Below are 13091 nucleotides of genomic sequence, written 5' to 3'. Positions count from 1 at the left end.
GGAGGGAGGTGCCAGGTGGGGAACCGAGCGGTGAGCGGGGTCGAGGCGGGCCGTCGGGTCCGCCCGAGCGTTGCGGCGGCGCTGTCGTGTGTGCTCCTCGCTGCCTGGGCCCTCTGCCTGGCCGTGCTGGGTACGGCGCCCGGCCCGCAGTCCACCCCCGCCGCGATGTCCGTTCCCTCCCTCTCGCCCGTCGCCCCCGTCCCTTCGGGCCCCGTACGGCGGGAGGTGCGGAACGCGCCGGAGCGCAGCGGATCCGACACGGTCCTGCAGCGCACGACGGCCACGGAGCCTGCCGCCCGCCTGCCCGTCCTCCCGCCGGCCGTCCTCGCGCCCGCACCCACGGCCGGTCCGCGGGCCCTCTCGGGTACGTTCGCCGCCGGCCCGCGGCAGGAGCGGGCACCACCCCGCGACGAGTACGACCCGCGGCACACCCGCGGACCCCCCTCCCCCCGGAGCAGTTGACGCCCCACGCGCCCGCCGTCCGGGAGCCGCGGCATGCCCGCGGCCCGGAACGGGAGCCTTCCGGCCGTACGGTGCCGGACGCTCCCGGCGGCGCGTCGCCCCCTTGCGTCCGCCCGTCCCCGGGAGCGGCGCTCGCCCACGGGCGGGCGCCCGGATCCCGCGGACCGCCCGTGGAGAACCCATGTCCCCTCGTCGTGCCACGTTCTGGCGTGCGCTCCTCGCGCTCGCCGTCGTCGGTTTCTCGCTCTTCGTCGCCCTGACCACACCCGCCCGCCTCGGACTCGATCTGCGCGGCGGGACCCGAATCGTCCTGGAGACCGAGGACGCGCCCGGTGCGCGCGCCGACGCCGCCGCCACCGACCGGGCGCTGGAGGTGCTGCGCCGCCGGGTCGACGGCCTCGGCGTGGCCGAGCCCTCGCTGGTCCGCTCCGGGGAGCGGCGCATTGTCGTCGAACTTCCCGGAGTCCAGGACCCCCGCAAGGCCGCCGAGGTCATCGGCCGCACCGCCCAGCTCACCTTCCACGCCGTCACCGCCCTCGCCCCCGCCTCCGCTGACGGTCCGGTCGGGTCGGCGGCGGCGGACGGCTCGCGGGTCCTCCCCGACCCCGACGCATCCGGCCGGCACCTGCGACTGGGCCCGCCGGCCCTGACGGGCGACGGCGTCAAGGGCGCGGAGGCCGTGCTCGACAGCCAGACCGGCCGCGGCTGGAGCATCGACCTCTCCTTCCGCGCCGCGGCCGCCGACGCCTGGGCGAAGCTCACCGGTGACGCGGCGTGCGCCGCGCCCGCGGACCCGGCCCGCCGGGTCGCGATCGTGCTCGACGACCGGATCATCTCCGCGCCCGGCATCCAGAACAGCGTGACCTGCGGCCACGGAATCGCCGGCGGCTCGACCCAGATCACCGGCGGCTTCTCGGCCGACGAGGCCCGCGACCTCGCAGCCCTGGTGGAGGGCGGCGCCCTGCCCGTGCCGGTGAAGGCGATCGAGCAGAGCACCGTCGGCCCGTCGCTCGGCGCCGAGGCCATCCGGGCCAGCGCCCTGGCCGCGGGCACCGGTCTGCTGTGCACCGCGATCTTCATCATCGCCGTCTACCGGCTGCTCGGCGTGCTGGCCACCGTCGCGCTCGCCCTCTACGGACTCATCTCCTACGCCGGCGTCGTCGCGCTCGGCGCGACGCTCACACTGCCGGGACTCGCCGGCTTCGTGTTGGCGATCGGCATCGCGGTGGACGCCAACGTGCTGGTCTTCGAAAGGACCAGGGAGGAGTACGCCAAGCTCGGCGCGCCGGCCCGCGGAGGGGAGCGCGACCTGCGCCGCCCGCTGCACACCGGGTTCGCGAAGGCGTGGAGCGCCGTGGCGGACTCGAACGTGACGACGCTCCTCGCCGCCGGGCTGCTCTTCGCCTTCGCGACCGGGCCGGTCAAGGGCTTCGGAGTGACGCTCTCGATCGGTGTGCTCGCCTCCATGGTCTCGGCCATGGTCATCACCCGGCTGCTCGCCGAATGGGCGGTACGGCGCCCCTTCGTCGCCCGCAGGCCCGGCCTGACGGGTGTGGCGTCCACCGGCCGGCTGCGGGAGCGCCTGACCCGGCGGCCGCCGCGGCTGATGCGCCACCGGCGGCGCTGGCTGGGAGTCTGCGCCGGGCTCGTGCTGCTCGCACTGGCCGGGATCGGCGTGCGCGGCCTGGACTTCGGGGTCGAGTTCACCGGCGGGCGGGTGGCGCAGTACACCGCCGCCCACCACGTCGACGCGGACGCCGCCCGCGCGGCGGTGACCGGTGCGGGGTTCCCGCAGGCGGTGGTGCAGACCACGGGCGAGACCGGTGTGTCCGTCCGCACCAAGGAGACCGGCGACGACCAGCAGCAGCGGATCCGGGAGGCCCTCACCACCGTCACCGGGGAGGTGTCCGTGGAACGCGACGACCTGATCGGCCCGAGCCTCGGCAGCGAACTGCGCGGCTACGCCGTGATCGCGCTCGCCCTGGCGGTCCTGGCCCAACTGCTCTACCTCACCGTCCGCTTCCGCTGGACGTACGCGGCGGCGGCGGTCACGGCGATGATGCACGACGTGCTCCTCGTCCTCGGCCTCTTCGCCTGGCTCGGCAAGCCCGTGGACAGCGTCTTCCTCGCCGCGCTGCTCACCGTGGTCGGGTACTCGGTCAACGACACGGTGGTGGTCCTGGACCGGCTGCGCGAACTGCGCCGCGCCCACCGGTCGGCGAGCCCGCCGGAACTCGCGGACCGCGCCGTGGCGCAGACCCTGCCGCGCACGGTGAACACCGGAATGGGCGCGCTGTTCGTCCTCACCGCTCTGGCCTGCCTCGGCGGGGACTCGCTCACCGACTTCTCCGTGGCGCTGCTTGCCGGAGTGGTGGCGGGCACGGCGTCGACCGTCTTCACCGCGATGCCGGTGACCCTGCTCCTCCAGGAACGGTTCCCGGACCGACCGCAGGACACCACCCCCTCCGGCGTCCTACGCACCGCACGTACCCGCGACCGCAGCGGAGCCGTCGTCTGAACCCGGGCGCCGGCCGCACCAGCACGGCTCGCGCCCGTGGTCGTAGGCCGCGGGAGTGCTCAGGTGGTGGACGGGGCGGGCACCCGGCCGGGTGCCCGCCCCACGCGCACACGATCAAGCTCCCGGTCTGGCATCGTGAGGAGGATCGTCCCCTGGCCGCCGGCTGTGTCCGCGCGGCCGTCAAGGTGAGCGACCACCACAAGGAGTTGCTGTAGTGACGTCCCCCTTTGCCGATCCCGCCTTCGCCCCGGGCCTGCTCTTCGACGCCCAGGAGGCCGGGGTCACCCGATTCGTCGTCGCCGCGGTCATCACGGACGGGGACCGCGTCCTCCTCCTGCGTCGGCCCGCCGACGACTTCATGCCGGGCCTGTGGGAGCTGCCGTCCGGGAAGGTCGAGCCGGGTGAGGACTTCGAAAGGGCTCTGCTGCGGGAGACCGAGGAGGAGACCGGCCTGACGGTCAATCAGATCAACGGCTACCTCGGGCAGTTCGACTACACCTCCAAGAGCGGCACCCTCACCCGCCAGCTCACCTTCGAGGTCGCCGTCGAGAAGACCGCGCCGATCACCCTCACCGAACACGACGACCACACCTGGGCCGACCGCAGCGAACTGCCCGCCGTCAGCGACGCCGTCCGGGAACTGATCGCCCGCTGACCAGCCGGCCACCGACCACGTACAACGGCAGCGGCCTCACCGCCCAGGCCCGCGCCGATGGGCGCGACGCCTTCTGTGTCGCGGCGGAGTCTGCGGTCTCCGGTCAGGTCCGGATCAACCCGTCCGAGCACGGCACGTACATCTGGGAAGGGCCCGGCACATGGGCGCGGCCCGTGGGGTGCGTCCCGGGTGGGCGCACCCCACGGGCCGTGGGTGATGCGGTTCCTCGTCCGTGTCGGTCCGGTCAGGTGGCGAGCAGTTCGGTGACCAGCCGGACGGCCTCCGGCACCTCGACGTGGTCGTCCGGGGTGGCTCCGAAGTGGGCACCGGTCGGCGTCACCACGGCGGTCGCGCCGAGGCCCTCGACCAGCAGCCGGACGTGCTCGGACGGGTCGGGCTGGTTGACCGGGTCGTCCATCGCCTGCAGGACCCGGAAGTGGCGGGCGGAGCGACGGATCCGCTCCCAGTCGAAGCCCCCCTCGAAGAACGGGGCGAGTTCGTCGTAGCCGACCTCGTGGGCCGAGGTCGCCACCAGGAGGACGCCCGCGAACACCCCGTTCACCTCGGGGTCGTGCTGCTCCAGGAACCGGAGCACGTTGACGCCGCCGATGCTGTGCCCGACCAGCACCGTGGACCCGGCGGGGCCGGCGGCCAGCGCGGCGGCGCCGAAGGTCTCGCGCCAGGGCCCGAGTTGCGGGGCTTCGGTCTGCGGCAGGCGGGGCACGGTGACCCGGTGCCCGGCAGTCGCGAGCCGCTTGGTCAGGTACGGGAACCAGACGCTGTCGTCGCTCGCGCCGTAGCCGTGCGACACCACGATCTCGCTCATGATCGATTCACTCCCCCAAATAAAAACGATACGTCGCGTTTCGATTGAACGTAGCACACTGCTAGCGTGTTCCGCGTGCCCACCGGACCATCCCCGAACCGCCGCACCGGCGGCCGGCTCCGCAGCGAGGAAGCCCACGACGCCGTCCTGGCCGCCGCGATCGAACTCGTCGAGGAACTCGGCTACCAGGCCGTCACCGTCGAACGGATCGCCGCCCGCGCCGATGTCGCCAAGAGCACCATCTACCGCTGGTGGAAGTCGAGAGCGACCCTCGTCCTGGACGCCTACCGCGCCGCTGTCGAACAACGGATGCCCGAACCCGACACCGGGTCCCTCGCCGGCGACCTGACCGCCTTCGCCGCCGCCCTGTACGGCGTCACCGCACACCCCCTCCGGGTGCAGACCCTGCGCGGTCTGATGGCCGAGGCCCAACTCGACCCCGCCTTCGCCGAACCCTTCCGGGACTGGGTGGAGAGCCGACGGGCGGTCGTGTCGGCGATCCTGGCGCGTGGAGCGCAACGCGGCGACCTACCGCCCACCGCCGACCTGGACGCCGTCACCGACCAGCTCTTCGGCCTCTTCTGGTACCGCCTCCTGGTCGGCCACCGACCGCTCGACCCCGCGCAGGCCGCGACCCACATCGACCAACTCCTCCACGGCCTGCACGCACGGCACCGCCGGTAGGCCCGTCCGGCGGCGAACCGGGCCGTGTACGCCCGGCCGGGGGTCTCCCCGGCCGGGCGTTCCGCGTTGGAGGCGCAGATCGGCCAGTCCGTGCGGCCCGTCGGCCTTGTCCGGTCGTCCGGATCATGGCCAGATGTCCCTTCGGCTCCATGCGCCGAGCCGCTCAGGCCTGGAACGTCGCAGGTCAGCCGCTCGGAGGGGGCGAGCCGCGAGATGGCCGAAAATCTCATGCAATATAACCTGTGACATTGTTCTGTTTCACCGGTCGATGGCAGGATGCACGCCAAATCTCCTTCCTTCAGCCCGACCCCACGTCGGGCTGCCCCCACTCGACGAAGGATTCGGCGTGCTCCTGCGCACCAGACTCTCCGTGCTCGCGGCAGGCGTCGTCGCCTGTTGCGCCACGGCCACCGCCGTGCTCCCGGCCCAGGCCTTCGCGGCGCCGCCCGTCGTGACCGCCGGGTCGGCTCCGACCACGACGACCGCTTCGACCACGACGACCGCTTCGACCGCTTCGGCCGGTCCGGTCGGCCCCGCCGCCCCGACGGCTCCGACCACGACGACGGGCTCCGAGGAACCCGGCGAGCCCGCCGCCCCGCTGTCCCCCGCGCTGATCGGCGCGACGCGCCTGCTGGAGGAGCCGGCCGACGCGGCCGCCCCCGCCCAGTTCAAGTCCCTCGCCGTACAGAGCTGCACCCCGGCCGACTTCGCGGCCCTCACCGGGGCCGACCTGGTCGCCTTCATCAAGAGCTCGACCCCGGAGTGCATCGACTCGCTGTACCGGAGCGCCGGCGCCGACCCGAGCATCTTCAACCAGGCCCGGATGCTGTCCGTCGCGGCCGCCCTCAAGGACGTGGCGGCGAACTACCCCGGCGACAACACGACCGGCATCGCGCAGCTGGTGAAGTACCTACAGGTGGGCTACTACATCCAGTTCTACTACCCCGTTGCGGCGGGCGCGTACACCCCCGCGCTCACCGACGCCGTCACGACCGCCCTGGACACCCTCTTCGCGGGCACCCGCTGGCGCGACGTCAGCGAGAACAACGGCCGCATCCTCAAGGAGGTGGTGTGGCTCACCGACAGCGCCAACGTCCAGGCCCACTACCTGGGCGTCTACAAGCGGATCCTGGACGAGTACGACAACACGTACAACCAGTTCCCGCAGATGCGCAGCGCGGTCAACTCCGTGCTGTTCTACCCGCTCTGGGAGGGCTACCGGAACAAGGACTTCGTCCAGGCGCTCGCGGCCGACCCGAGCCTCATCAACTCGCTCGCCGACTTCGCGATCAACCACCGGGACCTGCTCAGCGGGCCCCACTCCGTCCTCGACACCAACGCGGGCAACGACCTGGCCAAGTTCGCCGGGACCAGCCCCGCCGCCGAGGCCGTGGCCAAGCCGCTGGTCAAGAAGGTGCTGGACTCCGCGCCGCTGCTCTCGCCCTTCGGGACGCTGTACCTGTACACGGCCCGCCAGGCCGAGCACTTCAACTACGGTCAGTGCTCGTACTACGGCATCTGCGACCTGCGCAACAAGCTCATCTCGGTGATCCTGCCGAACCAACTGGTCTGCGACAACCGCATCCTCCAGGCCCAGTCCCTGTCGGCCGCCGAACTGGCCACCGTCTGCGAGAGCCTGCGCAAGCAGGACGCGCTCTTCCACAGCGTGTCCAAGGACAGCGGGGCCATCCCGAACCAGTACGCCAAGACCGTCACCTTCGGGATCTTCGCCAACAAGGCCGACTACACCACCTACTCGTGGGCGATCTACGGCAACAGCACCGACAACGGCGGCCAGACCGTCATGGACGCGACCGACCCGAACAAGCGGGCCGTGACCGTGATGTACCGGAAGGCCTGGAACGTCAACGACCCCGCCCGGGTGTGGAACCTCAACCACGAGTACACCCACTACCTCGACGGCATCTACAACCTGAAGGGCAACTTCGACACCCAGTCGTCCGTCCCGAACAAGTGGTGGGTCGAGGGCCTCGCCGAGTACGTCTCGTACAGCCACCGCGGCGCCACCGACGTCGACGCGATGAACCAGGCGGCCAAGCACACCTACAAGCTCAGCACGCTCTTCCAGAACACCTACACCAACTCGGACTCGACCCGCATCTACCCGTGGGGCTACCTGTCCGTCCGGTACATGCTGGAGAGGCACCCGGCCGACGTCCAGTCCATGCTGGAGCGCTTCCGCGTCGGTGACTACCCCGGTGGCTACGCGGTCTACAACAACCTCGGCACCTCGTACGACGCCGACTTCGACGCCTGGCTCGACGCCTGCGTCGCCGGCGGCTGCTACGCGACCGGTCCGACCTCGCTGTTCGACACCACGGTGAACGGCGCGACCGTCAGCCTGAACGAGCGCTCCGTGCAGACCGGCCCGGGCCGGATCACCGGCTGGCACTGGGACTTCGGCGACGGCACCTTCTCGGACGAGCGCAGCCCGAGCCACACCTACGGCGCGCCCGGCCTGTACACCGTCGCGCTGACCACCACCGATGACACCGGCCGGATCGGCACCACACAGGGCGCGGTCACCACGACCGCCCTCGGCCTGCCGGCCTGCCCCGAGCAGCGCGCCGACGCGCTGGACCGCAACTGCGCCCGGACCGGCCGCTCGGCGACCGCCGGCAACACCGACTACCTGTACGTCTACCTGCCGGCCGGGACCACCACACTGAAGGTCGACACCTTCGGCGGCACCGGTCAGGCGTACCTGTACTACAACGCGGACACCTGGGCGTCACCGAAGGCCTACACCGCCGCCTCCACGGCCACCGGCACCACCCACTCCATCACCGTCACCAACCCCACGGCGGGCTACCGCTACCTCGGCCTGTACGCCGCCACCGACTTCAGCGGCGTCACCGTCACCACCCAGTTCTGATCCACGGAGCACCACGACTGGCGCCCGGCCGGGCTCTCCCGGCCGGGCGTTCGCGTGCGCCAGCGGGGCACTTCGCGCCGGACCGTCCGGATGGCGATGACACGGCCGCGGCACTCGCCCGCGGCGAGGGGAGTTGCTGCGAGCGCCGACCGCGGCATCCGAAGCCAGTTGCCGGAACTTCGGTAAGTGCTAGAGGAGTTGGTCGAGGTCAAAGACCGCGGTCACCGGTGCGTGGTCACTCCAGCGTTCGGCGTGGGAGGCGGCACGTTCGACGTGAGCCTCGACGGCCCGGGCGGCCAGGGCCGGGGTGGCGACCTGGAGGTCGATGCGCCAGCCGGAGTCGTTGTCGAAGGCGCGGCCGCGGTAGGACCACCAGGTGTAGGGGCCGGTGCGGTCGGGGTGGAGGGCGCGGAGGACGTCGACGTAGCCGGCCTCGTCGTAGACGCGGGAGAGCCAGGCCCGCTCCTCGGGGAGGAAGCCGGCGGCCTTCTGGTTGGCCTTCCAGTTCTTGAGGTCCTCGGGGCGGTGGGCGATGTTCCAGTCACCGCAGACCACGACCTCCCGGCCCGCCGCGGCGGCGCGGGTGCGCAGCTTGCCGAGGTGGACCAGGAACTCGGCCATGAAGCGTTCCTTTTCCTCCTGGCGTTCGGTGCCGACCTCTCCGGAGGGGAGATAGAGGCTGGCCACGGTCAGTCCCGGAAGGTCGATTTCGACATACCTGCCCGAATTGTCGAATTCGGCGGACTCGAAACCGATCGTCGTGCGCTCCGGCTCCTGCCGGGAAAGCACCGCGACCCCGGCGCGGCCCTTGGCGGCGGCCGGGGCCCACACCGCGTGCCAGCCGTCCAGGTCGCGCAGTTCGACGGGCAGCTGCCCGGGCTCGGAGCGCACCTCCTGCAGGCAGACCACGTCCGCCTCGGTGGCGGCCAGCCACTCGATGAAGCCCTTCTTGGCCGCCGCCCGGATTCCGTTCACGTTCACACTCGTCACCACGATCACCCGGGAAGCCTACCCAGCGGGGGCCGCCCGGGTGGAAACGGCACGGCGGACGTTCGCCCTGCACCGGGGCGGTTCGAGGTGACGTGAACGCGGCATGAATCCCCGCGACATCCTCACCAACCCCTGTCATTGGTCTTGACCATCTCCGGATGCAGCCCCTAGTGTCACTTACTGCAAGGACCTTTAATAAAGAAGGACGGATAAAGCCCGCTCTCCCACCTGCCGCAACAGCGGACAGCGGGCCGGATCCGCCCCTCTTTCGGCAGGGCGGACAAACGGGTGGAGGCCATGGTGGGGACGACAGGACAGCTCGCGGCGGTACCGGAACCGAAGTACTGGCACCTGCGTACGGTGCTGCTCCGCGCCATCGACACGGAGTTCTCCACCGGTCAGGTCCTCCCCAACGAGCGCGACCTCTCCGCCCGCTTCGGTGTGGCCCGGGCCACGCTGCGCCAGGCGCTCGACCAGCTGGAGCTGGAGGGCCGACTGGTCCGCCGCCGGGGCATCGGCACCCTGGTCGCCGCCCCCCGGGTCGGCGTCCCGGTCAACCGGCACGAGGAGGGCTGGCCGGGCACCGCCCGCAGCCAGGCCTGGCGCACGGTCGACTGCACCACCGCCCCCGCCACCGCCCGCCTGGCCAAGGGCCTCGGCATCGCGGAGGGGGCCACCGTGCACACCGTCCGCCGGGTCCGCATGGTGCAGGGTCAGAACATGGCCACCGAGTCGCTGCACGTGCCGGCCTCCGCCCTGCCGCACCTGCCGGGCTTCCGCGCCGAGAGCGACCGGGCCCGCTCGGTGCTGCGCCAGCTGGAGCGCCTGGAGGTCGACGGCGAGTCCCGTGCGGTCGAGCTCGGTGTCGCCGAGGCCGAGGAGGCCTCCCTGCTGGAGCGCCCGCCCGGCACGCCCGTCCTGGTGATGACCACCCAGTACGCCGCCGCCGGCCGCCTGGTCGCCCTCGCGGTCTCCACCTACCGCGCGGACACCTGCAAGCTCACCTTCGGTGAGACCGGCCTCGTCGAGGTCACCCCCGTCGGTGCGGCCGCCGAGGTCCGCACCGCCTCCTGAACCATTTCCGCACACCCTCAGGCCAAGGCCCGGACGCTCAACGAGCGCCCGGGCCTTGGCCGTTGTGCAGCGGTCCAGATGGTTGCGCAGGGAGCGGGCGGGCGGGCCGGCCGCCCGGGCCTCAGGCCCGGGCGACGGCGCCGGTCGGCGGGTCGACGGCGAAGAGCTGCTCCTCCACGTGGTCCAGGGCGACCCGGAGGGCGCCCATCGCGACCACCTCGGAGCCGAGGGCGGCCAGCGCCACCTCGGGAGCCCGCAGGGTGAAGCGGGAGAGGCGCTCGCGCAGCGGCTCCAGGACGCCGTCCAGGCCGGCCGCCCAGCCGCCGACCACCACCAGCTGGGGGTCGATCGCCAGCACCAGGGCCGCCACGTCGTGCACCAGCCGGGCGAGGAAGCGGTCCATCGCGACCCGGGCCACCTCGTCGCCCTCGCGGGCCAGTCGCAGGACCCGCGCCACCGCGGCCTCGTCCAGCGGGTCCAGCGGCTTGCCGGTGGTGGACAGCAGGCGCTCGGGCGTCACCTCCTGGCCGAGCAGGTGCAGCGCGCCGATCTCGCCGGCGGCGCCGCCGAAACCGCGGTGGAGCCTCCCGTTGATCAGCGAGCCGGCGCCGGGGCTGAGCCCGGCCATCACGAACACGACGTCGTCCGCGCCGACCGCCGCGCCCTGCCAGTGCTCGGCGATCGCGGCCAGGTTGGCGTCGTTCTCGATCAGCACCGGGCAGCGGAACGAGCGGCGCAGCCGCGCGCCCAGGTCCAGTCCGGTCCAGCCGGGCATCGCGGTGCCGAGCTGCACCGTGCCGTCCCGGTCCACGATGCCGGGGGTGCCGACGCCGACCGCCCACAGGTTGTCCCGGGAGATCCCGGCCTTGCGCAGCACCTCGGCGACCACGGTACGGACGGCCGTCAGCCGTTCCTCCGCGTCCAGGCCCTCGTCGACGGGTCTGAAGTGACTGCCGACCAGTTCGCCGGCGAGGTCGGCGAGGATGACGCGGACGTCGTGCACCCCGATCTCGACCGCGAGGATGTGCCCCGCCTCGGCGCGGAACCGGAACCACCGTGCCGGGCGGCCGCGCTGGCGGCCCCCGCCGGGCTGGCCGCCGTTCTGCGGCTGCTCGACCTCGGCGACCAGACCGGTCTCGACCAGGCCCTCGATGACGCCCTCCACCGTGGGCCGGGACAGTCCGGTGTCCCCGACCAGTTGAGTGAGGGTCACCGAGTGCCCGGCCCGCAGTGCCCGCAGCGTGACCGCGGCGTTGATCCGCCGAAGCAGCGAGGAGTCTCCTCCGGTGAGCCGATCCGCCAAGACGCTGCCCTTCGCCGTTCGCGCGACTGCCCTGGCGCGCGGTGCCGAGTGCGCGGTATCCACCGAATGGTCCGCGAGAATCCGCCGCCCCGAACGCGGGCACGACAGCGCTGGGCCGCCTGCGCCAAGGCCGGAGGGCATGTGCCGGATGCTACCCGGGCCCGGGCCCGGCGGGCGAGCATCTTCGCAGCTCATCCCGGCTTCGGTATCGAAATGGTACGCATCGACTGGCGCTGAGTGATCCCGCCCGCCCGGATCGCCGGGCGGCCGCCCGACGGTGGGCCCGCAGGCGGCGTGCGGGCGGTCGGCGGGCGGCCCGCGGTGGGTCGACGGCGGTCCTGCGGCGGGCCTGGGCGGGTCGTCCCACCCGCTCCGGCCGTGGCCCGGGTGGGACGGAACGGGCTCTATGCTGCGGGCATGCTGAACGAGACGCGCGCGGTTCACCCGGGCGCAAGCGCTGTGTCGGACCAAGGCTTTGTCCGGAGTGAGACCCGTCCGGCTCTCGTTCCCTTCGTCCCCGAGATCAGCCTCCACATGGCCGACGACGCCATCGCCCTGTGGGAGACGACGGAGTCGGCCCGCGGCGAGATCGGCCTGCCGCCGCCGTTCTGGGCGTTCGCCTGGGCCGGGGGGATGGGCGTCGCCCGCTATGTGCTCGACCACCCGGAGGTGGTGGCCGGGCGGACCGTGCTCGACCTGGCGGCCGGCTCCGGACTGGTCGGGATCGCGGCGGCCCTGCGGGGCGCCTCCGCCGTCCGGGCCGCGGAGATCGACCCGCTCGCGGTGGCCGCCATCGCGGTCAACGCCGAGGAGAACGGCGTCCGGGTCGACGCGGCGGTCGAGGACCTGCTCGACGGGGACGGCGCGCCGGCCCAGGTGGTCCTGGCCGGGGACGTGTTCTACGAGCGGGAGATGGCCGCCCGGTTCCTGCCGTTCCTGGAGCGGGCCCAGGCCAGGGGGGCCGTGGTGATCGTCGGCGACCCGGGGCGGGCGTACCTGCCGCGCGAGCGGTTCACGGCGCTGGCCGTCTATCAGGTACCGGTCGTCGCGGACCTGGAGGACGCCGCCGTCAAGGCCACCACCGTCTGGGAGCTCGCCCGTCGGGAGGGCTGAGGGGCCCCGGGGGCCGGGCCGGCCGGTCGTCCCGGACCGTGGAATTCCCGGCCGCCGGGCGCACCGCCCTGGTAGACACGCCCGCATGACCGACGACATCGCGCTGCGCCCCGCCACCCCCGACGAGATCCCCGCCGTGCTCGCCCTCTGGGCCCGGGCCGCCAAGGGCACCAGCATCACGGACGACGCCGACGGCGTGGCCGCGCTGCTCGCCCGGGATCCGGAATGCCTGATCGTCGCGACCAGGGCCGGTGCGGGGGAGGCCCTCCTCGGTACCGTCATCGCGGGGTGGGACGGCTGGCGCTGCCACCTCTACCGGCTCGCCGTCGACCCGGACCACCGCCGGCAGGGCATCGGCGCCGCCCTGCTGGCGGCCGCCGAGGCCCGCTTCGCCGCACTCGGCGGGCGCCGTGCGGACGCCATGGTGCTCGACGACAACCCGCTCGGGCAGCGCACCTGGACGGCGGCCGGCTACGGGCCGCAGCCGGCGTGGACCCGCTGGGTCAAGCCGTTGTCCGCGTGAGGGGCGGGACCTGACGCGCGGGGTGCCTGGCCCGGGCGGCCTGGTGC

General features: G+C 72.9%; 10 protein-coding genes. 7 read left to right on the top strand and 3 right to left on the bottom strand.

What is annotated here, in order from left to right; all coding sequences use genetic code 11:
• Nucleotides 1-643: 643 nt before the first annotated feature.
• Complete coding sequence (secD, locus tag ACFVVX_RS09180) at nt 644-2980, top strand: protein translocase subunit SecD (protein ID WP_387943112.1); 2337 nt, start codon at nt 644-646, stop codon at nt 2978-2980.
• 214 nt (nt 2981-3194) lie between these two features.
• Complete coding sequence (locus ACFVVX_RS09175; RefSeq protein ID WP_387943110.1) at nt 3195-3635, top strand: NUDIX domain-containing protein; 441 nt, start codon at nt 3195-3197, stop codon at nt 3633-3635.
• A gap of 244 nt (nt 3636-3879) precedes the next feature.
• Here the strand turns inward: ACFVVX_RS09175 and ACFVVX_RS09170 are convergent, their stop codons facing one another.
• Nucleotides 3880-4461, bottom strand: a complete 582-nt coding sequence (locus ACFVVX_RS09170) for an alpha/beta fold hydrolase (RefSeq protein WP_387943108.1) — start codon at nt 4459-4461, stop codon at nt 3880-3882.
• A 75-nt stretch (nt 4462-4536) separates the two neighbouring features.
• Between ACFVVX_RS09170 and ACFVVX_RS09165 the strand changes: the two genes are divergently transcribed.
• Together ACFVVX_RS09165 and ACFVVX_RS09160 are read left to right on the top strand one after the other, a co-directional pair.
• Nucleotides 4537-5145, top strand: a complete 609-nt coding sequence (locus ACFVVX_RS09165) for a TetR/AcrR family transcriptional regulator (protein WP_387943106.1) — start codon at nt 4537-4539, stop codon at nt 5143-5145.
• Between the two features lie 346 nt (nt 5146-5491).
• Complete coding sequence (locus tag ACFVVX_RS09160) at nt 5492-8041, top strand: collagenase (RefSeq protein ID WP_387943104.1); 2550 nt, start codon at nt 5492-5494, stop codon at nt 8039-8041.
• A 189-nt stretch (nt 8042-8230) separates the two neighbouring features.
• Here the strand turns inward: ACFVVX_RS09160 and ACFVVX_RS09155 are convergent, their stop codons facing one another.
• The gene (locus tag ACFVVX_RS09155) at nt 8231-9031 is read right to left on the bottom strand and encodes an exodeoxyribonuclease III (protein ID WP_387943393.1); all 801 of its coding nucleotides are present in this window, start codon (nt 9029-9031) and stop codon (nt 8231-8233) included.
• A gap of 300 nt (nt 9032-9331) precedes the next feature.
• On the opposite strand from ACFVVX_RS09155, the gene ACFVVX_RS09150 reads away from it, so the two are divergent.
• A complete protein-coding gene (locus ACFVVX_RS09150; protein ID WP_387943391.1) occupies nt 9332-10105 on the top strand; it encodes a GntR family transcriptional regulator in 774 nt (257 codons plus the stop codon).
• A gap of 121 nt (nt 10106-10226) precedes the next feature.
• Here ACFVVX_RS09150 and ACFVVX_RS09145 read toward each other — a convergent pair whose 3' ends face one another.
• Nucleotides 10227-11408, bottom strand: coding sequence for an ROK family protein (locus ACFVVX_RS09145; protein ID WP_387943102.1), 1182 nt, complete (start codon nt 11406-11408; stop codon nt 10227-10229).
• Nucleotides 11409-11942: 534 nt separating this feature from the next.
• Here ACFVVX_RS09145 and ACFVVX_RS09140 point away from each other — a divergent pair.
• A complete protein-coding gene (locus ACFVVX_RS09140) occupies nt 11943-12521 on the top strand; it encodes a class I SAM-dependent methyltransferase (RefSeq protein ID WP_387943100.1) in 579 nt (192 codons plus the stop codon).
• 85 nt (nt 12522-12606) lie between these two features.
• Nucleotides 12607-13044 (top strand): GNAT family N-acetyltransferase, encoded by a 438-nt coding sequence (locus tag ACFVVX_RS09135; RefSeq protein WP_387943098.1) that lies wholly within the window; start codon nt 12607-12609, stop codon nt 13042-13044.
• The last annotated feature ends 47 nt before the right edge of the window (nt 13045-13091 follow it).

Origin of the sequence: Kitasatospora sp. NPDC058170, assembly GCF_042883905.1 — a bacterium.
GTDB lineage: Bacteria > Actinomycetota > Actinomycetes > Streptomycetales > Streptomycetaceae > Kitasatospora.
The sequence above is the reverse complement of the archived record's forward strand: the minus strand, read 5'-3'. Positions and strand labels throughout refer to the sequence as shown.